Raw genomic sequence first — 20,999 nt, 5'->3', positions numbered from 1 at the left:
CCTTGTTTCCTTTAATTTATGATAACCAACTTACAGAGTCTTAACCGTTTTCAACTAAGCAATTAGCTCAGTTAAACCACTATTAAGCCATAAGCTGCGTTTTTAACTGTTTTAGCTTACCGCGCATAGAGTCATCGATGATCTTGTCACCGATTTTGATAGTCGCGCCTGCTAATAGACTGGGATCCACGGCTTCGTGCAATACCACTTTGGCATTGAGCGAGGCTGCAAGACGGGTCTGGAATAGGTCACGCTGTGCATCAGTCAATGGATACGCTGAGGTCACATACGCATCGACTTGCTTTTGCGCTTGGGTTTTATGGCGACGATAATGCTCATAAACCTCAGGAAGCAGTGCGAGGCGTTCTTGGTTTGCCAACTGACTGAGGAAGTTACGCAGGCCAGCTGACACTTTAGGATACTCGGCATCCGCAGACTTGTGCGCGCCAGTAGCGCTCAAAAGTTGTTTGAACGCCGTATCTTCGGTGCAGGCGACTTGGGTGTCGTAAAGATCAACCAAAGCGCTCACTTTTTGGTCAGCAGCAATGGCCGGATTGTCTAGCATGTCATGAAAAGACTTGTCATTGACGACAGTACTAGCAATAAACAAAAAGTCCTCCCATGCATCCGCCACGCTATGCTCATTGGCATAGTCAAAAGCAGCTTTGGCATAAGGTCGTGCTAAGGTTGAAAAGTCAGCCATTATATCCTCACAATTAGAGCTTTGCCGCGAGTTGATCTAGCATGCTAGCATGCTTTTGCACGTCGACTTTGTCTTGTAGAATCTTTTCTGCACCAAGTACAGACAGCTCAGCGACCTGGGCACGTAGTGACTCACGCGCCTGGTTGATTTCTTGATCGATAGACGCTCGAGCTTGCTGACGAATACGCTCGCCTTCTGACTGAGCTTGAACCTTAGCTTCTTCAACCAGTTGGTTGGCGCTTTTGTTCGCTTGCTCAATCAGGGCAGCAGCTTTAGCTTTGGCGGCATTCAGCTCAAGTTCGGCTTCTTGCTCGGCAGAAGCTAGGTCAGCTTTTGCTTTTTCAGCGGCATTCAGTCCGTCAGCAATTTTACGCTGACGCTCATTGATCGCTGCAATGAGTGGTGGCCACACGAATTTCATGCAAAAAACCACGAATATTGCAAACGCAATGGCTTGACCGATGATGGTAAAATTGATATTCACGTGATCACCTCATTGTTAATGAAAAATCAGTTAATTGATCAAAGTTCATGATCAAATTAAGTCAAACTGAGATTTCAGATTAACCGGCTAGAGGGTTGGCGAACAACAATAGCATAGCAATACCGACACCGATCATAGGAATCGCATCAAGTAGACCTGCTACGATAAACATACGGGTTTGTAATTGCGAGCCCAGCTCTGGCTGACGGGCTACGCCTTCCAAGAATTTACCGCCCAAGATAGCAAAGCCAATGCCGGTGCCTAAAGCGCCAAGACCGATAAGCAGTGCAACTGCGATAACTGTATAACCACCTAATACTGGATCCATTGATGTATCCTCATTTACCTATTGAATGTCTAATTAATGTTCAGTTGATGATGCAAGTGACATATAAACTATGGTCAGCATCATAAATACGAACGCTTGAAGGGTAATAATTAAAATGTGGAATATTGCCCACGGTACTGATAGTGCCCATTGAATCCAAAATGGCATTAGGGCAATCAGGATGAAAATCAATTCCCCAGCATACATGTTACCGAATAGACGTAGACCTAAAGAGATAGGCTTGGCTATTAGGGTAACAAACTCTAGAATAAAGTTTACGGGAATTAAGATAGCTTGCACGATAGGGTTACTGGCGCTAAAAGGATGTAGCGTTAGCTCACCTACAAACCCGCCGATACCTTTCTCTTTAATACTGTAAAAAATAATAAGCGCAAAGACTGAGAACGACATACCGAGCGTGATGTTAGGATCGGTCGTTGGCACAATCTTAAAGAACACGTGATGTGGGTCATGGCCCATCATTGCACCGATCTGTCCAGCCAGTGCTGGGATGAAGTCAACGGGCAATAAGTCCATCAAGTTCATCAAGAAAATCCAAACGAAAATGGTCAACGCTAACGGGGCAATCAGTTTTGAAGTCCCGCTATAAGAGTCGCGAACGTTGTTATCAACGAATTCAACGATCATCTCAATAGCCGCCTGCAATTTACCAGGGACGCCTGAAGTGGCCTTTTTCGCAACCATCCAAAACAGCGCACAGAACACTAGGCCCAACCCTATAGACCAAAGCATAGAGTCTAGGTGGATAGCTTTAAAGCCCATAGCACTAGCTTCTTCAGCCGTGTAGGCAACTTTCCAACCTTCGCCCGGCAGATAGCCGTACGTCCAGTTCGTTAAGTGATGAGAGATATATTCTGTTGTGGTTTGCTCGCCTGCCATAATTTCGCTTCTTTATAATCAACGATTGAATCACCGAGTTTGTATCGCCTAATACTTAAGGTGCTCATACTCTTGTCTTGCTATTGGCAAGGACAGAGAACGCCACCATATTAGGGTGCCCATTGACTGCTTGTTGCTGCGGTCGTTACGTGCTACTACCTGGTATCTCTAAAACTTGGTATCTCTTAAAACGGTCTAGCTTTACTGTGCAAAATCTAGGGTGCTCTACAAAACGAACACTTATCAAAAAAGGGCCGAAACATAGTTACTATTCGCCCTTTATAGTGTTTTATAAGACTACAAGCCTAGCTTCCCTAGCCGGCTCTCTTTGTAAATCCAATTAACCAATACGCTAAGGTTCACAATTTCGTTGTCTATCTTAATGCAGAGACATATTTGTGTAAAGTCAATTATTAGTATTTTACGCTTTGTAAGCCAAATATGACCTTGTCAGGTCATTTTTTACTAATAATTCATTCTAAGTTAACTGAGCCACCATAAGGGCTGCAATAACTTGACCCCTACTCTCAGTCTTCGCTATGAAATAACAAAATAATGTTAGTTATCGTAGCAAAGTTGCAAATATTATAAATTTGAAAGTGCGGTGCTAATAAAGCAAGCTGTACATTAAGTAGGTGTCATACCTTAACTTAGCGCAAGCGCCATAGCATCCAACTGTGACTTATTTGCATTAGCATAAAACCGGTGAAGAGCGCAGGCGCTGACAAGGGTTGTATGGTAATGAAAATGACAATAAATCCGCCGATCGTCACTGCCCACTTGATCATCTGTCCACGGTACATCTGTTGGACTATATAAAGACGAGCATGAAAGCCTGTGCGATGAAAGACAAACCATGCAAATATGGCTTGAGAGATAAAACTTAATAAAGCACCCAGCGATAGGCTTTTAGCAACAGCACTCTGCGTGCCCATCCAAAGCGTGTCTAACAATACCGCAAACACCATGAGGCCAAATAGGACCCATAATTGCTGTTTGACCGCGCGAACGACTTGATCTGATTGCGTGCGTTTTGCAGGCTGAGTCATACGACATCCTACGATAGCTAACAACCATAGCCTTTGCAGGCAGACGACCTACCATAAACTCCATAACTAAGATAATAATTACAGTTTAGGTAAGACGGTTTCTTTAGCATTGCTGATGTAAAAATTAAGCGCCCCTATTATAGGGACAGCCTAGGTGTAGTGCAAGAGGAATATACCACAAACCTGCAAAAAAAGCGTATTTTTCAATGATTAATCGAATAATAATTGCTCACGTAAGCCCCTTGCTAGAGGCTCACGTCAGGCTCAGTAACGGCTGTCAAGTTTAAAGGTTATTGGTTAGCCATACAGCTGAGGATATCCCCCGCCATTTGCTGCCAACCACTGACAAAGTCTTTAGAGGCGCTCATATCTTCTAGTTGCGTAGTGATGTTGACCGGGGCAAGTTTGCTCTGGATCCCGGAACTCACCTTACCTTGTGACACAAGACACATCTTAGGGTTGGCGCGATGCTGCTGCAACCAGCGAAACTGACTGGCTTTTGGCGGCAGGTGATGGTCGGTGGTGAGCGTACCGGCCAGACGTATCTTTAACGCGGGCTCTAAATATTGATAGGCATCATGATAGGCCCAGTAGCTGTTTTTAGTCCCCGCCGGTAGCTTGCGCTGATTGACGCGGCTTACCGCTGCATCCATACGTTTGGCAAAGTCTGCGGTATTACGCTGATATAGTGGGGCGTTTTTAGGATCAGCGCGGCTATGAATTACCGCTAAGGCGCGGGTAATGGCTTTAGCATTATCAGGATTGAGCCAGATATGCGGGTCTTCAGTACCTTTAATAGGCTGGCCCTGTACATCACGGAGCGGCTGCCGAGCAAAAGCTTTAAAGCTTAATAAAGAAATCGCATTGGGCGCTTTTTTTAAGGCATCGGTTAAATTGGGCTCTAAAGGATTGCCAAACCAAACCACATATTTACTGTCTTTAATCGTTTTGATATCGCTAGGACTTAAGCTACCGTGGTGCCCCACATCCCCAGGTTCAAGCAGACGCTTGGCATCGGGCGTGCCCTTGGTCACCTCGTTGCTCAGTAGATAGAGAGGATAGTTGCTGACACTCACGCCGGCAGCTTGCGCACTCGGGGCAAACGCTAGCAGCAGCGTTATGCTGGTCGCTGCCATAGCGGCTAGCTTTGTCATACCTAGCAATCTCATTGAGACAGCGGCTTTACCTATACCACCCTTGGACTCAGGTCCTTTAGGTACAATGGCCTTAAATAAAGGGTGATTGGATACAGGCTGCTTAGCCCTATCCAGTGGTTGGCTGCGCATGCTGTTAGGGGCTGTTGGCAATAAGTAGCATATTGAGCTTGGCATAAGAGGTCTCAGTAACGTGGGGGCGATGGTAGGGGTTATATAATGAACGACAGTAAAGACACGATAGTTTACGGCTGACTAAGACCGTGGCAGTGCCTAATTATTATGATATTGCTTATTAATCTTACTCTAGGGAATAAAAACTCTATTTATTGGACTAAAGTCTATTATTACCGCTTGCTCCTTTGATAAGTAGCGGTTAACATACTGATAAAATTACAGCTATATGATAAGTTAGCTTGCCTAGTCAAGATAAGTATTAGTTGCACCTTACTATTATGTTATAATATAACATTAAGATAATGACTGTCTAGATATAAGTTGCAGCATATCGGTACAACTGTACTCTACACTTTGATTATCAATAGATTATGTTGATTTAGATTACCAAATATTTTTACAGGTAGTCATTTTTAATGCCGGTCGTATACCTAGCGAACTGAATAATTCGCTAGCTGGCATGCTTGGCGTATTACTAAGAATCGAATCTTCACCCTAGGCCTTATGCCTATAACGGTAGATAGTGTATTGCCCAAAGGCAGGCTATCGCTTAAACTGAGTAAATATTAGTTGACAAATATGGCCACTATGGATGACCACAAACCACATTCTGAGCACTTGCATCACGTGCATGATCTTGGTCCCCAAGCCATCACTAAGCGCTTGGACATGGCCAAGGCGCAGTGTCAGCAGCAGGGCGTGCGCTTTACTGCCCTGCGACAGCAAATTTATGAGCTTATACTACAAGCTGATAAGCCCGTGGGTGCCTACGATTTAATCACTGAACTGCAGCAAGTGCGCACGCAGCATCAAACAGAATTGTCAGCTAGTGATAAAAAGACGCAGAGTAAGAATGTCGCTCCGCCTACGATTTATCGCAGTCTCGAATTTCTGCTTGAGCAAGGCCTTATTCATCAGCTGGCTTCCATCAATGCCTATATCCCTTGCTGCCATCCGCGCTTGCAACATACGGCTGCGTTTTTAATTTGTACCGCTTGCCAAGGGGTGCAGGAATGCAGCAGTCTACCGGTGCAAGAGATGATGACTTTCGCCAACAGCGATGTGGGTTTTAAGGTGTCTCATAGCGTGATTGAACTGCAAGGTGTCTGTCAGTCTTGCCAATAGCGGTTAGTCACGCGCATGACACCGTGTCTTATTATAATAGTACCGTGTCTTATATTATCCTCGCTACCGTCTCCTAACGGCTGTCTCCTCTCTACAGTGATATAGTGATATCCTGTTTTTTTAATGTTTCCGAATAAATCAGGTAGCCATGACCTCCCTTGTCTCCCCCGCTCCTATTACTGACCCTGCTGCGACGACTCGTAGTACGAACGCCACTATATCGCCGCCGTTACTTAGTCTCGACCAAGTCAGCTATGCCATAGGGCCACAGACCTTAGTTTCAAAAGTGAGCTTTGCTATAGCCGCTGGTGAGACCATTAGCTTGATTGGGCCCAATGGCGCCGGCAAATCTACCTTAGTCAAATTGATTCTGGGGTTACTGACCCCGAGCAGTGGTAAAATCGTCCCAGAGCAGCCATTACGCCTGGGCTATGTGCCGCAGCGCTTTAGCGTCTCCCCTATCCTACCGCTGCGCGTGCAGGACTTATTGGCGCAGGCCGATACCCGCCTACTCGATCAAGCCCAGCAAGACTTTATTTATGACAAATTAAAGTTATCGCATCTGTTATTAAGGCAATTGCGCCATTTGTCCGGTGGCGAGACCCAACGGGTTCTGTTGGCTCGAGCGCTGTTAGAGCGGCCTAACTTATTGATATTAGACGAGCCGATGCAGGGGCTAGACCCGGATTCCGAAGCTTGGTTATATCAGTTTATTGATGAGCTGCCGGACTTCTTACACTGTGCCATGCTGGTGGTCTCGCATGATTTGCATTGGGTGATGAAAGGCAGTCGCCGAGTGATTTGTTTAAATAAACATATTTGCTGTGTGGGCCAGCCCAGCGAGTTGGCCGTCTCCGCGGAATTTCAAAAGCTCTTTGGCCATAATTACGAGCAACCTTATGTCCACAAACCGCACCACTGTGAGCATCATGCGCCTAGCGAGTTGTTATAAAATACCCGTCTCATCCTTTATTATCCTTAAGCCAATTTTGGCTTTTGTTTTTATAACGCATTAATTTAAGTGAATTTTTATGCTTTCTTGGCTTGCCATCATTGCCCCTGCTTGGATTGCAGGAAGTTTATTGGCGCTACTTTCTGCGCCCCTGGGCTGTTTGGTCCTCTGGCGGCGGATGGCGTTTTTTGCGGATGCCTTAGCTCATGGCACCTTGCTCGGTGTGGGTTTGGCCGTGTGGTGGCAATTGCCGAGCGGTATTGGTATCGCTTTAGTCAGCGTGTTGGTGGTATTTAGTCTGGTCGTCATCGACGATGAGCGCTTGCCTATGGATGCGGTACTCGCCGTAGTAGCCGTCACCTTATTATGTTTTGGCCTACTGACGTTGACGCAATTGACCGACCAGCAAGCCAATGTACTAGGCTTTTTATTTGGTAATCTGCTAGAGCGCGACTGGGCCGATTTGCCTATGATTGCGGCGGCGGTCTTGATAGGGCTCATAGCGTTACGCTACATTTGGTCCGCACAAGTTAAGCTGGCGACCCATGAGGCGCTCGCCCGTATCCAAGGGATTAATCCGGCGGCGCAAAGACTCTTCTTTATGGGCGTGCTTGCTGGCTTCTGTGCTATTGCGCTACAAGCGGTAGGCAGCCTATTAATTAGCGGCATGCTGATTTTACCCGCGCTCACTGCCCGTTTGTTGGCCAATTCTCCCAACCGTATGGTGATAGTTGCTTTAGTATTGGCGCAGATTGGGGTGACCGTTGGGGTCTGGAGCAGTGTCTGGTTGGATATCCAAACCGGGCTATCGATCGTCTTGGTATTGGCGGTGATATTCTTTATGACCTTAATTATCACTAAGTTAACTACAAAACTTACGGCTAGCCGCTCCTAATAATTTATAAAATTTATAGAAATTTCTGGTATTATAATAACAGATATGATATAACCCTGCTCTCAGTTTGGACTGGCTGATTTTTGACCAGTAAACGGCTGTAGATTACTCAGTAGTCGCTAAGTTAATCGTTAAGGGAATAGACGTATGTTTGCCTATGTATACCCTGAGGTTGGGGGCAGCTACCAGACATTGCCTGGCACGTCCAAGCCTAGAGCCGAGTGGCGGCAGTTACCTCATTCGCGGCTGTATTTAGCGCCTAGTGATGGTTTACAGCTACCATTGCCTCGACGTTTAGCGAGTGCGCCCTGATGACTGACTTGTTGCCACAGCCGCCGACCACCCTAGCCCCTGCTGACCGCATCCTTAATGTGTTGCAGATTACAGATCTGCACCTTCACGAAGACCCCGCTACCATCATCCACAACAACCCTTTGCAGCAAAATTTTGAAGCGGTACTGGCGCAAGCGCTAGCCGAAGCTATCCGCTGCGATTTGATTTTAGTAACGGGCGATTTGGTCAGTGAAGTCAAGCCCAGTATTTATGAGCGAATTTATAAACGATTGCGCAAGACTGGCATTCCTTTTGCATGTATAGCAGGCAATCATGACGTGACGGACGAGACTGGCAAGCAATTGCCTTTTGCGCAGCGGCGACTGATTGCACAGCCGGCCAATGCTGAGCTGGTCAATCACCATGTGATTACCACCCCGGACTGGCAGATTTTACTAATAGACACTTCCGTACCGGGGCAAGTGGCCGGTAGGTTACACTTAGAGAGTATGAGCTGGCTAAGCGCACAACTCACCCGCTGTGATAAACCGGCCCTATTGATTTTGCATCATCATGTGCTGCCAATGCAGTCGGCTTGGATTGATGCTCATATGGCGGAAAACCCTGAGGATTTATGGTCACTATTGGCAGATTTCCCGCAAGTGCGAGCGATTGTCCATGGCCATACTCATCAGGAGCAGGTGCTGCATAAGCAAGGCATTACTGTCTACGCAGCTCCGGCGACCAGCTACCAGTTTCGCCCACACGTGGATGAGTTTGCTTACGATAACGAAGCCCGACCTGGTTATCGTTGGCTACAATTGGGCGCTGATGGGCAGATTAAAAGTTGGGTACAGCGACTACTTGTCGTACCGCATAACACGTCAGCTACGTTATAGACAGTCGCCCAACCATTCTAGCTAAATTAGCCGATTGACTTGTACTGAGTAAGCCGCTTAAATAGGGCAATTAACCGTATGGTTTAGTTCAGAATAGCTAATTCATCTGAACACAAGCTCACAATTCTCCACCCTTCATAGGTTGAAAATGTTGCTGGTATAGCTTTTAATAGAGCGGATTTTTTAGGTGGGCTTAGCCACGGTTGGGTTTAAGGGTTGGCGGCTTGCGGTATTCCCTAGAGTAAAAAGGTATTATCGTATGCACAGTAGCCCTTACTCAAATCCTCATTGTGTGATCACCTTGAGTCTGAGAATAAAAGAATAATAGTTGGTTTAATGGTTGTGTTCGGCACGTGCGGTGGACGATATCTTTCAGCAGTGAAGGGACTATCGCCAAAGATTAGAAAGATGAGTGATCAGCGCTGCATAGCCTTCGTGCTATCTAGACATCACTTTTTGGGACGGTATTACTAAGATAGGTCTAGGCGGCTAATTTGACTATCGCTGTAGTGCCACAAGAATGAGTTCACCCTTGTTATTATTTTGAATTAGTAGGAATTTCTTATGAGCAAAGTTTCCCCTACCCCGGCGGATATCAAATTCACGCCTTATGAGCCTGCCAAAGATGAAGAGTACATGTCTGATGAGCAGTTGGAGCACTTCAGAAAGATTCTTATCCATTGGAAGGAGCAATTGATCGGTGAAGCGGATCGCACTAAGTCCTACATTCAGGACGAGTCTAGTGCTATGCCCGACATCAACGACCGTGCTACGCAAGAAGAAGAATTTGCGCTAGCATTACGTACCCGCGACCGTGAGCGTAAACTCATCCGCAAAATTGACAAGTCTATCGCTGAGATTGATGGCGATGATTATGGCTTTTGTCAGACTTGTGGCGTTGAGATTGGCCTGCGTCGTCTGGAAGCGCGCCCAACGGCTACCCAGTGCATCGATTGCAAAACGCTAGCTGAGATGAAAGAGCGCCAAAACTTAGGCCACGCTTAATAGGCCTAAGAGCCTGCTATCTTAATTAGCAAGCTATTGTGATAAGTAGCCGACCTGTTTGCTTGCGCTCGCGTGGGTAACTAGGTCGGTTTTTTTACGTGTTATTTGAGCTGGGTGCTATCTGGCCTTAACTTATAGAGCTTACCCCACTTATGCTATATTATAGAGACTACTAGTCTGCTATCAGACCGTACTACTGCGAGGTAAAGCGGCCATTCTGTCGGCTTCGCCTCTTAGCTCTATTGAGCTATGTTTATGAATACATATATTGGTAACGTGTTCATAAGTTAAGGGTTAACACCCCGCGCCCTACCGGCTGTTACTCCTGATAGCCGCTACTCCTTACTCAACGTAAGGTGACCCTCATGCACCCTATCACTGATTTTCTTATGCTCAATGCCGTCACCTCTCAGCCGACCACGACTATGACAGCCCCCCTGCGCGAGCCTATTGGCCGCTTTGCACCCTCACCGACGGGCGAATTGCATCTGGGCTCGTTAACGACAGCCATTGCTAGCTATTGTCATATTAAATCGCTAGGCGGTAAATGGCGCTTGCGCATTGAAGATACCGATATGGCGCGCTGCTCAGACGAATTTACTGAGCAAATTCTGATGGATTTAGAGGCCTTAGGGTTGGGTTGGGATGGCGATGTCCTATATCAGTCGGAACGTACCGATCTTTACAACGACTATTTGCAGGACCAGTTAGCGGCGTTGACCTATGGCTGCGATTGCTCTCGCAAAACACTCAATACCTATGCCGAACAGCATGGTATTGAGACCTCGCCTTACCCGCGTCTGTGTCTGCCGCGACACTTAGAGGGCCATCAGTATAAAGTTCGTCTACAACTAGCAGACCATCTGATTGGGTTTAGGGACGGTGTTCAAGGGCCCCAGTGGCACAATCCCCAGCAATTAGAGGGCGATGTGGTGGTCAGGCGTCAAGATGGGACTATCAACTATATCTTGGCAGCCAGTATTGACGATGGCTTACAGAATATCAGTCACATCATGCGTGGCTTAGATATTTTGCCCATGACGACTGCGCAAATCAGTATCATGCGCGCAGCTGGGTTGCCCACGGTGGACCACTGGTATCATCTGCCTCTGGTGCTGAATGCCAGCGGACAAAAGCTGTCAAAACAGAATTTAGCCTTGCCCATAGATACGGCTTATCCTAGCGAGCTGCTACAACTTGCCCTAAAGTTATTATTACAACCGCAAGTTGATTTTGATACGCCTGAGCGGATGCTGGCGCAAGCTATCGCCCAGTGGGACATAGCGCCGTTGCAAGGTCAACATACCTTAGGAATTACTTAGGCCTTACTTAAAAGTTACTTAGGCCTTACCTAACTTAGTTTTAGACAAAAAAATACGGCCTATATCAGACCGTATTTTTTTGTTTGCGCTTATTGATTAGCGGCATGCTAATTTCTAAAAAACTAATAGTGACGGCATTGGTTTTTTTCAATTTCCGGGCTTTCTTTATAGATTCTTAGCAGCAGCCCTACCATGATTAGACTGATCAGCATGGACGAGCCACCATAGCTGAAGAACGGCATCGTCAGACCTTTGGTAGGCATAGCGCCCATATTCATCGCAGCGTTAATAATGGTCTGAGCAATAAAGATAACCCCGATACCAAAAGCGGTATAACTCAAGCGCATCTGGCGGCGTTGTAGGGCGCTATAACTGATGCGCATAGCACTAGCGATAATCAGCGCCTCTAGCAGTAGAATAGTTGCTACCCCAATAAAGCCTAACTCTTCCCCGGTAATGGCCAGTAGAAAATCCGTATGCGCTTCGGGCAGATGCGATAACTTCTGCACACTCTCGCCATAACCTACCCCAGTAAACTCACCGCGACCAAAGGCAATCAGACTGCGCGCCAACTGGTAATCAGTATCTTGAATATCATCAAAGGGATCGAGAAAGGACAGCGCCCGCGTCAAACGGTATTGCACCATGGAGATTGCAGCGAACGCTAAGCCCCCTACAATAACACCTAGCAGGAGGAACTGTTTTTGCGGCGCCCCTGCGATATAAAATATCGTCAGAATACACCCGACAATCACCACTAGCGAGCCAAAATCGGGTTGTAAGAGTAAGAATACGGTGAGAATAGCGACGACGGAAGAAATCCGCAAAAAGCCATCCCAGCCATTACGGACCTCATACGAGCGTCGCACCACAAAGTCAGAGACAAAAATAATCATCACCAACTTGACCAGCTCGGCTACCTGAAAATTAAATATGCCCAACTCTATCCAACGTTTCGAGCCATTAATGGGCGTGCCAAACAAGGTAACGGTTAGCAATATCGCGGTCAGCAGCAACATCATAAACTGGTTGGGCAAGTGATACAGGTGCTTGAGCGGGATGCGATACGTCACAAACGCAGCCAGTAGCCCCAACCCCATGTACATAAGTTGATGATCAAAGAAATACAGCTCCGACATCCCTTTACTCAGCGCAAAGGGAATAGAAGCTGACGCGACCATCAACAAACTGAGCACTAGAATACAGCCCACACCTGCCAGCAGGGTCGCTCTAGCAGAAGGGGTGGTGAGGACGCCATCGCCAGCCGTAAAAGGTCGCGAGGCGCGCTTACTACGCGACTGGGGACGAGAAAATTTAGTTAACGCCATAATCATCAAATCTATAAAGGGCTAAAATGGAGAGCTCGATAGACACCGAGCTAAGGTAGTGCTAAAAACAAGAAGAATAAGCGAGCTACTGTCTATAGCTTTAAGGCTCCGCAGGGGTCAATGCAGCGACTAAGTCCATAAACCGCTCGCCGCGATCCGCGTAGCCAGTAAATTGATCAAAGCTCGCACAAGCTGGAGATAATAATACCGCTTGCACTTGCGATAGGCTACTGCTGAGCAGTTGCGGCACTAGGGCCATCGCGGCCGCTAGGGTCTCACATTGGTGCATACCGACTTCTTCAGTGACCGGACTCTTTGCTGCAGTCACTAAGTCGCTAGCAATTTGCTCGGCATCTTCGCCAATCAGTAAGACTTGCCCGACATATTGGTTAATCAAGGGCGCGAGCTCACCAAAGGCTTGTCCTTTACCTTGACCGCCCAAAATCAGCAGCAATTTGCCGCCTTTGGGCGCATAGACAGCACCGAGACCCGCGATAGCGGCCATGGTAGAGCCAATGTTAGTACCTTTGGAGTCATTAAAGTAATCGATACCAGCGACTGCGGCCACATACTGGCAGCGGTGCTCTAAACCACCGAATTGCTTGAGGGTCTCGACCATACTCGCTACTGGCAAGCCCGCCAGCTCACCAATAGCCAACGCAGATAGCGCATTAATCAGGTTATGCTGGCCTTTAATATGCAGGCTATCAGCGGCCAATAGCAGTTCAGTGCCGCGCGCTAAATAGACACTGCCATCCGCTTCGGTAATCAACCCGTAATGGCCTTTATCGGGCGCATGATTGCCCACACTGATTCTAGGCAGGTCATCGGCCACCAACGGTCGGGTCAGCGCATCTTCACGGTTAATCACAACCGACTTTGCGCCTTGAAAAATGCGATGCTTGGCTTGATGGTAGCCGAGCATATCGCCGTGACGGTCTAGATGATCAGGAGACATATTCAACACACAAGCGACTTGTGCGCCCAAATTGGTGACGGTCTCTAACTGAAAGCTCGACAGCTCTAGCACAGCTAGCGTCATATCAGGATTGTCCAGTAGCGTCAAAGCGGGCAAGCCAATATTTCCGCCAACCCCGACGTTCACGCCCGCCTCTTTGGCCATCTGACCGACTAGGGTCGTGACCGTCGTTTTGGCATTGGAGCCAGTAATGGCCACGATAGGGACGGTGCAAGCATCACGAAACAGCTGAATATCACTAATGACCGGAGTGCCCGCTTGATGCACGGCCGCGATTTCAGGGGTCGTGAGCGCAATACCGGGGCTAATAATGATACGGGCAGCTTGACGTAATAATTGACCATCGATTTGGCCAAATTGCCGAATCGTTATGCTATCTGGCAACTGAGCGGCTAAAGAAGGGTTCGTATTACCATCGGTCACGGCGACGTTATAGCCTTGCTCGATCAAATAGCGAGCCGCAGACAAGCCTGATTGTCCTAGGCCAATGACCACTTGCAGGCCACCTTTATGAATCATCTGCGGCGCTTTATCAGCTTGAGAGCCTGACCACTGCCCTACGCTGGTATGGGTAGCGCTCATAGCGGTTGTCGTCTGATTTGGTAGCTGCCCGGATAAAGTAACGCTTACGTTATCGCCTGATGGGTCTTGGCTCATCATTATTCCTTTTGTGTCTGGTGTGCTATGATGCGCAGTATTTTTGTGATTGTTTTGCTAGGCTAAAATGATGCTAGCAAACTGCTATAGCTATCAACTCTTTGAAATAAAAGTGATATTGCTTAGCACTCCCTGTCGACTAAGTTACTGGCGTCATAAGACGGTTTGGCTAAGAATTATCCGCAACGCTATCGTAAAGCGGTTGGACAACTTTTTGCGGCTCAATTGGCCCCTAATTTGCTCTTATTCTAGCACGGTTATTTCGACATCTGGGCGCTGAGCCTAGCGATATGCACAATCACAACCAAGGCTTTTCAATTAAGTAATCTATACCTTCTTTACAGGGGCGGCTTGACGGATCATGCTCCCGCAGTTTAGCGGAAAGTACCGTGGCTTGCTGTCCTATATTAGGGCCGATGTCGCTATCCTCCCTGCCCCTAATATAGGCCTAAGTTTTTAACTTTCTCTAAATGACTACTGACTTTTATGATGATACCTTCTCTAGATAGCGTGCGTGATGACTGGTTTTCTAACGTCCGTGGCGACATATTGTCCGGGCTGGTCGTGGCCTTGGCCCTTATTCCTGAGGCTATCGCCTTTTCTATTATCGCTGGTGTCGACCCCAAAGTAGGTTTATACGCTTCCTTTTGTATTGCCGTAGTGATTAGCTTTGTCGGTGGCCGTCCGGCTATGATTTCTGCAGCGACAGGCGCCATGGCCTTGGTGATGGTGGACTTAGTCGCCTCTCACGGTCTGCAGTATCTGCTGGCAGCCACCCTTTTATGTGGCGCAATTCAAGTGGTCATGGGGGTGCTCAAACTGGGCAACCTCATGCGCTTTGTCTCACGCTCCGTGGTCATCGGTTTTGTTAATGCGTTGGCCATTCTAATTTTCGCTGCTCAGTTGCCTGAACTTAACCCAGCTACAGAAAGAGTCGGTGTGACCGTCTACTTGATGACCGCGGCTGGCTTGGGTATTATTTACTTATTTCCGCTAATTCCTAAAATTGGTAAAGTGATTCCCTCGCCACTGGTTTGTATTGTTGGCTTGACCATTGTCGCCTTATATATGGGTTTAGATATCCGTAATGTTGGCGATATGGGCGACCTGCCTGATACCTTACCGATGTTTTTAATCCCCGATATTCCGCTAAATCTAGAAACGCTGATGATCATCGCGCCTTATTCTATCGCACTAGCGATTGTCGGCTTGTTAGAGTCGATGATGACCGCCACGATCGTCGATGAATTGACAGATACGCCTAGTGATAAAAATCGCGAGTGCCGCGGTCAAGGTATTGCCAACGTAGTGTCAGGCTTCTTTGGTGGCATGGCGGGTTGTGCCATGATCGGTCAGTCGGTCATCAACGTCAAATCAGGGGGTCGTACTCGTCTATCGACGTTAATCGCTGGGGTCGTGCTACTCATTATGGTGGTCTTTTTAAGCGATTGGGTCAGCTTAATCCCTATGGCCGCGCTGGTGGCGGTGATGATTATGGTGTCTATCGGCACCTTTAATTGGCAGTCTATCCGCGAATTTAAAACCCACCCAATGTCTTTTAACATCGTGATGTTAGCGACCGTATTAACCACCGTATTTACCCATAATTTGGCTTACGGTGTGTTGGTAGGGGTGCTATTATCCGCGCTGTTCTTTGCCAATAAAATCGGGCAGTTCTTAAGTATTTATAGTGAATACGATGAGGCCAGCAACACCCGTTATTATTATGCTCATGGCCAAGTCTTTTTTGCCTCAACCACCCAATTTCTTAATAGCTTTGATACGAAAGAAGCTTTGGATGCGGTGCATATCGATGTGAGTAATGCCCATTTTTGGGACGTCACGGCTGTGGATACCTTAGACAAGCTAGTGATGCGCTTGCAACGCGAAGGGATAGATGTCAAGGTAGTGGGATTAAACAGTGCTAGCCGTACCTTAATTGACAAGTTCTCGATCCATGATCGTCGCGATATTGGCTTATTAGATTAAGCCATTCAAGGTTGCTTGTTAATATTAATATAAGTCTTATCCTACCTTAAGTTAGCTTGGCGATCGCCGCTAAGCTGACCATAAATAGCGGCACGATTGCTCCCTATGTGGCGTGTGCTAGATTGATTTGAGTGGAATGGTGTTGCTGCTTTATGAGTAATTTAAAACCAGATAGTGTCATCGCTTGTCTCGATAGCCCCGACTACGTCCAAGCCGTCTTAGATGCCAGCATGTGGACTTCTAACCGCTTGCAAGCGCCGATCGGACTGCTCCACGCGGTCCCAAGCACGCATCGGCAGGCGGCCGTCAATTATTCTGGCTGCATCAATATTGATGACGAGAGTCAGCTATTAGATCAGTTTACCAATGCGGAGCGTCTCAGTAACAGCGAGCGCAATGCCCGTGGCAAAATTTTATTGCATCAAGCCGCTGCCTACTGCGAGCAGCAGCACCATAAGCTATCGGTCTATTCCTTACATCGCCATGAGTCCTTGGCAGAAAGTATCGATTACGTCGATGAAGTGGTGCAATTGGTGGTCATTGGCCGCCATGTGACCAGCAAGGCCACGCTGAGTGAATTGATTCGCCCCAGTCTGTGCCCCATCTTGGTGACTGATGCACCATTTATAGCGCCTACCTCCGCCCTATTCGCTTTTGATAACCGCGCTACTTGCCATCGCCTGCTCGATTGGCTGTGTCAAAACCCCCTCGTGCGCACCTTATCGGTCCATATAGTCATGGTCGGTAAAGACACCACAGAAAACGTTGATGCACTGCGTGAGGCCTATGCCCGTATGAAGCAAGCAGGGATTAATTGCAAAAAATCGCTCATCGAAAGTCGCGATGTCAGCGCCGCCATTCTCTATTATCAAAAGCAGCACAATCTCGGCATGCTAATGACGGGGGCCTTTGGCCAATCGCGCCTGCGTGAGCTATTTCGCGGCAGTGATACGCAGAAATTACTCGGCAGCACTCAGACCCCTTATTTATTATTCCCCAAAGAGTAAGCCATTTTCGCTTTATTCATGCTATAAAGCCTACCAATGCACCATTATGGTGCCATTGGCGAGTTAGCGTTAGTAAACCTACCCAACTCTGCAGCAATTCACCGTTATGCCAACTTAAGATGACTGACTTTGACGGTGTTAGCGGCCTAATCACTAGATTATTTTAGTCCTAAAGCCGCTACATCAAATCTGACTGCCTAGTACCGTTATAGCGTAATCTCTGTCGTGCTATGGCTTATTGCCCTTATCGCCCTCGATTATTACTGATTCAACTCCTACATTCTGTGTTTAGAGTAGACTATAGCAATGACTGTCGATCCGGCGATTTACTCACAAATCCTTGCCAACCTGAATGTTTATATACTGCCCACTTCATTCGCTAGCCCTTTATCCAACAGCCTTTATCCCTTCCTCCGCCCCTACTCAGTTTTTTTTACGAGCACCCTCGGCATGCCGCAGAGCTGGCATCCTTAAGACTGCGCTACATTATCTGTGCAACTATTAGCAAATCGTCACAGGATGCCTATCCTAGAGCCCTTAAATTTAGCTATAATTCATCTGTTATTTTTTTTAATCATTGACCCATTTAACTCTATGTCACTGTTTGTTATTCCCTAATCAGTACTTCTTAAACCGCCTAGCGCTCTTCTCCCCCTTAGCGCGCTTGGCATGGTTTTTGAATACTTACAGGTAACGGTTGCTCCGGGCAGCCCAAAAGATAACCACTGACATTATCTTACTAAGGACTAGTTTTTATGAAGCTTATTACTGCGATTTTAAAACCGTTTAAGCTGGATGATGTGCGCGAAGCACTCTCTGAAATCGGCGTTAAAGGCGTCACTGTCACTGAAGTGAAAGGCTTCGGTCGTCAAAAGGGCCATACCGAACTGTATCGTGGCGCTGAATATGTCGTGGACTTTTTACCTAAGGTCAAAGTTGAAGTCGCTGTGACGGATGAGATGGTAGATCCTGCTATCGAAGCCATTACGCGCATTGCCAGTACCGGCAAAATTGGTGACGGCAAAATTTTCGTTACCCCACTTGAGCAGGTTATTCGTATCCGCACAGGTGAAACAGGGCCAGACGCTATCTAAGCCCTGCCTACAGGGTCTCATTGACCCATTTGTCTTTTTGACAAAATCTGCATGAATAATTCAAGGGGGAATTTCAATGCAAAACCAAATTTTTGAGCTGCAATACGCACTAGACACCTTTTACTTTCTTATCTGTGGCGCCTTAGTAATGTGGATGGCTGCCGGCTTTGCCATGCTCGAAGCAGGCCTAGTACGGTCTAAAAACACCACAGAAATCCTCGCCAAAAACGTCGGCCTATTTGCTATCGCTTGCACCATGTATATGATTTGCGGCTACAGCTTTATGTATGGCGGCGACTTCTTCTTAAACGGTATTGCAGGAAACGAGTCACTAGTTCCTGATGCCTTAGCAGCTTCAGCAGAAAATGGCTTTGGCGGCGATTCTGTTTATTCCACAGCATCCGATTTCTTTTTCCAAGTGGTCTTCGTCGCGACTTGCATGTCAATCGTCTCAGGCGCAGTCGCTGAGCGTATGAAGCTCTGGGCTTTCTTTGCCTTTGCCGTAGTGATGACCGGCTTTATCTATCCTATGGAAGGCGGCTGGACGTGGGGCGGCAACGATGTATTCGGCCTATTTAACTTAGGCGATTTAGGATTTTCTGACTTTGCAGGGTCTGGCATCGTGCATATGGCCGGTGCGGCTGCAGCGCTAGCTGGGGTATTATTATTAGGGGCTCGTAAGGGTAAATATGGCAAAAACGGCGAAGTTCGCGCTATTCCTGGTGCCAACTTGCCGCTAGCGACGCTTGGGACCTTTATCCTATGGATGGGTTGGTTTGGCTTTAACGGCGGCTCTGTCTTGAAACTGGGCGATATTGCCAGTGCCAACTCGGTAGCGATGGTGTTTCTCAATACCAATGCCGCAGCGGCTGGTGGAGCAATAGGTGCCTTAGTGTTAGCCCGTCTCATCTTTGGTCGTGCCGATTTAACCATGCTCTTAAATGGTGCCCTCGCTGGACTGGTGGCGATTACCGCTGAACCCTTGACCCCTACCCCGCTATTGGCCACGATATTTGGCATGATGGCTGGTATCATTGTGGTCGCGTCTATCTTAGCCATGGATAAAATCAAAATAGACGACCCCGTTGGTGCCATCTCAGTCCATGGTGTGGTGGGTTTCTTTGGCTTAATGCTGGTGCCGCTGACCAATCCTAGCGCGACCTTTTTAGGGCAATTAGCAGGCGCGGGCGTGATTTTCTTCTGGGTATTCATCTGCAGCTTAATCGTGTGGAGTATATTAAAGGCCGTCTTTGGCATCCGTATAAGCGAAGAAGAAGAGTACGAAGGTGCGGATCTGTCTGAATGTGGTCAGGAAGCTTACCCTGAGTTTGTTAAATAATAGCTTAAGCTCATACCCATTTAAGCGAGTTATTAGCCGGTAATAAATGCTCTAATAAAGTCTTGGTAAAAAATAGCGTAAAAAAAAGGAGCCCAGTGCTCCTTTTATGTTGGCCATAACATAGGGAACTAACTTATCGCTACTAGCTGATGGTTATTCCCTACTTTTGCTAAGCCTTAGTTAGTAACAGACTTAAATAGACAACACACTTTAATAAAGATTAGGCTTTAATAAATAACAGGCCTTAAAAAGCCCGCATAACCAAATGGCTATCCGGGCTTTATTAAGTCTAACTGATTTACTAATCGATTAGACTTTCAATAAGTCCTAGTGACTTACTGTTTTTTCCACGTTTGGCTACGTGAGAACGGACCAACATAACCTTTCAGTTTCATGGTGTTGCCGCTAACTTCAGAAGTCATGCGGTAAGTTTTACCTTTAACTGGATCAGTGATGTTACCACCGCTGTACTTGTTGCCGCCATCAGCTTTTAAGCCTTTAATTACGGTAGTACCTACGTGTTTCTTGCCTTCTGGCTTCACGGTACTAATTAGCTTACCAGTGAATACGCCGCCTGACTCAGTGATTTTAACCACACCTTTTGGTGTTTTGCCGTCATCATCAAACGTCTGCCAAGTGCCAACGATTGGATCTGCGGCCATAGCCATGCTTGCAATACCAATACCAGCTACCGCGATTGCAGTTTTAGTAAATAATTTCATAATCGACTCCTTTCGTACGATTGATACATAACGCTGTTTATTCAACATTATGCTTGCTATTCCCTATACACTTGACATAAATTTTGATATATTAAGTATCAGTACACAAGTGTATTCTCAAACTAACTCCCTCTATTAATAGGAGTTATTTGGGATTTCTTAACGCTATTATAAGCAAATTTTTATGGATTGATAGTTATTTTTATATAATAAATTATTTCTATAAAGTTAACAAATATTAAGTTAATTATAAAAAGGGGTTATCGGTTAAATCGCTATCTGCTTGATTTTTACCTTCATTTATAGTGCTATCCGCCAAGCTTTCAGGCTCTAGAGTCTGTGTAGAGGCTGTACTTAACGCTTGTACTATCTTACCAAATAACTCGTGCAGCTGCTGCGCTTGCTCTAATCCTTTTGCGGTACGATAGATATCAATATCACCGTACACGATGACTTTATCCTGCTGGTTTTCTATTACCAACTCCCCTATCTGCATGCTTTCACTGTCATTCGCGAATGGTGAGATCATAATCAAATACTCCTAACGTTAAACTAAGAAAATAGGCTACGCCCTGCATTATAAGGCAAACTACACCACGGATTATGACGTTTTAATAG

At 46.8% G+C, this 20,999-nt stretch carries 20 protein-coding genes; 10 read left to right on the top strand and 10 right to left on the bottom strand.

Features of this window, described 5'->3' with window-relative positions; all coding sequences use genetic code 11:
• Positions 1-82: 82 nt before the first annotated feature.
• The 6 genes from ACZ2XM_RS12845 to ACZ2XM_RS12820 all read right to left on the bottom strand — a co-directional run bounded on the left by ACZ2XM_RS12845 (position 83) and on the right by ACZ2XM_RS12820 (position 4,618).
• Positions 83-703, bottom strand: a complete 621-nt coding sequence (locus ACZ2XM_RS12845; protein WP_490589156.1) for a F0F1 ATP synthase subunit delta — start codon at positions 701-703, stop codon at positions 83-85.
• 13 nt (positions 704-716) lie between these two features.
• On the bottom strand, positions 717-1,187 hold the full coding sequence (locus ACZ2XM_RS12840) for a F0F1 ATP synthase subunit B (RefSeq protein ID WP_490589157.1): 471 nt from the start codon (positions 1,185-1,187) through the stop codon (positions 717-719).
• Positions 1,188-1,266: 79 nt separating this feature from the next.
• Positions 1,267-1,515: a F0F1 ATP synthase subunit C gene (atpE, locus tag ACZ2XM_RS12835; RefSeq protein WP_010197960.1), complete on the bottom strand. Its 249-nt coding sequence runs from the start codon at positions 1,513-1,515 to the stop codon at positions 1,267-1,269.
• Between the two features lie 33 nt (positions 1,516-1,548).
• Positions 1,549-2,415 (bottom strand): F0F1 ATP synthase subunit A, encoded by an 867-nt coding sequence (atpB, locus tag ACZ2XM_RS12830; protein ID WP_490589158.1) that lies wholly within the window; start codon positions 2,413-2,415, stop codon positions 1,549-1,551.
• Between the two features lie 650 nt (positions 2,416-3,065).
• The gene (locus ACZ2XM_RS12825) at positions 3,066-3,464 is read right to left on the bottom strand and encodes an ATP synthase subunit I (protein ID WP_490589159.1); all 399 of its coding nucleotides are present in this window, start codon (positions 3,462-3,464) and stop codon (positions 3,066-3,068) included.
• Positions 3,465-3,754: 290 nt separating this feature from the next.
• A complete protein-coding gene (locus ACZ2XM_RS12820) occupies positions 3,755-4,618 on the bottom strand; it encodes a metal ABC transporter solute-binding protein, Zn/Mn family (protein WP_490589160.1) in 864 nt (287 codons plus the stop codon).
• 756 nt (positions 4,619-5,374) lie between these two features.
• Here ACZ2XM_RS12820 and ACZ2XM_RS12815 point away from each other — a divergent pair.
• The 6 genes from ACZ2XM_RS12815 to gluQRS all read left to right on the top strand — a co-directional run bounded on the left by ACZ2XM_RS12815 (position 5,375) and on the right by gluQRS (position 11,266).
• A complete protein-coding gene (locus ACZ2XM_RS12815; protein ID WP_490589161.1) occupies positions 5,375-5,920 on the top strand; it encodes a transcriptional repressor in 546 nt (181 codons plus the stop codon).
• A 148-nt stretch (positions 5,921-6,068) separates the two neighbouring features.
• On the top strand, positions 6,069-6,872 hold the full coding sequence (locus ACZ2XM_RS12810) for a metal ABC transporter ATP-binding protein (RefSeq protein WP_490589162.1): 804 nt from the start codon (positions 6,069-6,071) through the stop codon (positions 6,870-6,872).
• A gap of 79 nt (positions 6,873-6,951) precedes the next feature.
• The gene (locus ACZ2XM_RS12805) at positions 6,952-7,767 is read left to right on the top strand and encodes a metal ABC transporter permease (RefSeq protein ID WP_490589163.1); all 816 of its coding nucleotides are present in this window, start codon (positions 6,952-6,954) and stop codon (positions 7,765-7,767) included.
• Between the two features lie 311 nt (positions 7,768-8,078).
• Positions 8,079-8,939, top strand: coding sequence for a metallophosphoesterase (locus ACZ2XM_RS12800; protein ID WP_490589164.1), 861 nt, complete (start codon positions 8,079-8,081; stop codon positions 8,937-8,939).
• Between the two features lie 564 nt (positions 8,940-9,503).
• Positions 9,504-9,944: an RNA polymerase-binding protein DksA gene (gene dksA / locus ACZ2XM_RS12795; protein WP_490589165.1), complete on the top strand. Its 441-nt coding sequence runs from the start codon at positions 9,504-9,506 to the stop codon at positions 9,942-9,944.
• 425 nt (positions 9,945-10,369) lie between these two features.
• A complete protein-coding gene (gene gluQRS, locus ACZ2XM_RS12790; RefSeq protein WP_490589216.1) occupies positions 10,370-11,266 on the top strand; it encodes a tRNA glutamyl-Q(34) synthetase GluQRS in 897 nt (298 codons plus the stop codon).
• Positions 11,267-11,388: 122 nt separating this feature from the next.
• Here gluQRS and ftsW read toward each other — a convergent pair whose 3' ends face one another.
• Positions 11,389-12,594 (bottom strand): putative lipid II flippase FtsW, encoded by a 1,206-nt coding sequence (gene ftsW, locus ACZ2XM_RS12785; protein ID WP_490589166.1) that lies wholly within the window; start codon positions 12,592-12,594, stop codon positions 11,389-11,391.
• A gap of 100 nt (positions 12,595-12,694) precedes the next feature.
• Positions 12,695-14,092, bottom strand: a complete 1,398-nt coding sequence (murD, locus tag ACZ2XM_RS12780; protein ID WP_490589217.1) for a UDP-N-acetylmuramoyl-L-alanine--D-glutamate ligase — start codon at positions 14,090-14,092, stop codon at positions 12,695-12,697.
• A 624-nt stretch (positions 14,093-14,716) separates the two neighbouring features.
• On the opposite strand from murD, the gene ACZ2XM_RS12775 reads away from it, so the two are divergent.
• From ACZ2XM_RS12775 to ACZ2XM_RS12760, 4 genes are all read left to right on the top strand, one after another.
• Complete coding sequence (locus tag ACZ2XM_RS12775) at positions 14,717-16,219, top strand: SulP family inorganic anion transporter (protein WP_490589167.1); 1,503 nt, start codon at positions 14,717-14,719, stop codon at positions 16,217-16,219.
• A gap of 152 nt (positions 16,220-16,371) precedes the next feature.
• Complete coding sequence (locus tag ACZ2XM_RS12770; protein ID WP_490589168.1) at positions 16,372-17,226, top strand: universal stress protein; 855 nt, start codon at positions 16,372-16,374, stop codon at positions 17,224-17,226.
• A 755-nt stretch (positions 17,227-17,981) separates the two neighbouring features.
• Entirely contained in the window at positions 17,982-18,320 is a 339-nt protein-coding gene (locus tag ACZ2XM_RS12765; RefSeq protein ID WP_131669382.1) for a P-II family nitrogen regulator, read from the top strand.
• 76 nt (positions 18,321-18,396) lie between these two features.
• Complete coding sequence (locus ACZ2XM_RS12760; protein ID WP_490589169.1) at positions 18,397-19,659, top strand: ammonium transporter; 1,263 nt, start codon at positions 18,397-18,399, stop codon at positions 19,657-19,659.
• Between the two features lie 335 nt (positions 19,660-19,994).
• Here the strand turns inward: ACZ2XM_RS12760 and ACZ2XM_RS12755 are convergent, their stop codons facing one another.
• Positions 19,995-20,381, bottom strand: a complete 387-nt coding sequence (locus tag ACZ2XM_RS12755) for a DUF2147 domain-containing protein (RefSeq protein WP_490589170.1) — start codon at positions 20,379-20,381, stop codon at positions 19,995-19,997.
• Positions 20,382-20,628: 247 nt separating this feature from the next.
• Positions 20,629-20,910: a hypothetical protein gene (locus ACZ2XM_RS12750; protein WP_490589171.1), complete on the bottom strand. Its 282-nt coding sequence runs from the start codon at positions 20,908-20,910 to the stop codon at positions 20,629-20,631.
• Between the last annotated feature and the right edge of the window lie 89 nt (positions 20,911-20,999).

The sequence above is a fragment of the Psychrobacter sp. CoH-33_TS_01 genome, from assembly GCF_058189395.1.
The sequence above is the reverse complement of the archived record's forward strand: the minus strand, read 5'-3'. Positions and strand labels throughout refer to the sequence as shown.

Bases quoted from the DNA above. Each gene is read 5' to 3' on its own strand.
- ACZ2XM_RS12755 (WP_490589170.1), bottom strand. From the start codon at position 20,381: ATGAAATTATTTACTAAAACTGCAATCGCGGTAGCTGGTATTGGTATT.
- gluQRS (WP_490589216.1), top strand. From the start codon at position 10,370: ATGACAGCCCCCCTGCGCGAGCCTATTGGCCGCTTTGCACCCTCACCG.
- ACZ2XM_RS12845 (WP_490589156.1), bottom strand. From the start codon at position 703: ATGGCTGACTTTTCAACCTTAGCACGACCTTATGCCAAAGCTGCTTTT.
- ACZ2XM_RS12815 (WP_490589161.1), top strand. From the start codon at position 5,375: ATGGCCACTATGGATGACCACAAACCACATTCTGAGCACTTGCATCAC.
- ACZ2XM_RS12750 (WP_490589171.1), bottom strand. From the start codon at position 20,910: ATGATCTCACCATTCGCGAATGACAGTGAAAGCATGCAGATAGGGGAG.
- atpB (WP_490589158.1), bottom strand. From the start codon at position 2,415: ATGGCAGGCGAGCAAACCACAACAGAATATATCTCTCATCACTTAACG.
- ACZ2XM_RS12765 (WP_131669382.1), top strand. From the start codon at position 17,982: ATGAAGCTTATTACTGCGATTTTAAAACCGTTTAAGCTGGATGATGTG.
- ACZ2XM_RS12775 (WP_490589167.1), top strand. From the start codon at position 14,717: ATGATGATACCTTCTCTAGATAGCGTGCGTGATGACTGGTTTTCTAAC.
- ACZ2XM_RS12825 (WP_490589159.1), bottom strand. From the start codon at position 3,464: ATGACTCAGCCTGCAAAACGCACGCAATCAGATCAAGTCGTTCGCGCG.
- atpE (WP_010197960.1), bottom strand. From the start codon at position 1,515: ATGGATCCAGTATTAGGTGGTTATACAGTTATCGCAGTTGCACTGCTT.
- ftsW (WP_490589166.1), bottom strand. From the start codon at position 12,594: ATGGCGTTAACTAAATTTTCTCGTCCCCAGTCGCGTAGTAAGCGCGCC.
- ACZ2XM_RS12820 (WP_490589160.1), bottom strand. From the start codon at position 4,618: ATGACAAAGCTAGCCGCTATGGCAGCGACCAGCATAACGCTGCTGCTA.
- ACZ2XM_RS12760 (WP_490589169.1), top strand. From the start codon at position 18,397: ATGCAAAACCAAATTTTTGAGCTGCAATACGCACTAGACACCTTTTAC.
- dksA (WP_490589165.1), top strand. From the start codon at position 9,504: ATGAGCAAAGTTTCCCCTACCCCGGCGGATATCAAATTCACGCCTTAT.
- ACZ2XM_RS12805 (WP_490589163.1), top strand. From the start codon at position 6,952: ATGCTTTCTTGGCTTGCCATCATTGCCCCTGCTTGGATTGCAGGAAGT.
- ACZ2XM_RS12800 (WP_490589164.1), top strand. From the start codon at position 8,079: ATGACTGACTTGTTGCCACAGCCGCCGACCACCCTAGCCCCTGCTGAC.
- ACZ2XM_RS12770 (WP_490589168.1), top strand. From the start codon at position 16,372: ATGAGTAATTTAAAACCAGATAGTGTCATCGCTTGTCTCGATAGCCCC.
- ACZ2XM_RS12810 (WP_490589162.1), top strand. From the start codon at position 6,069: ATGACCTCCCTTGTCTCCCCCGCTCCTATTACTGACCCTGCTGCGACG.
- murD (WP_490589217.1), bottom strand. From the start codon at position 14,092: ATGATTCATAAAGGTGGCCTGCAAGTGGTCATTGGCCTAGGACAATCA.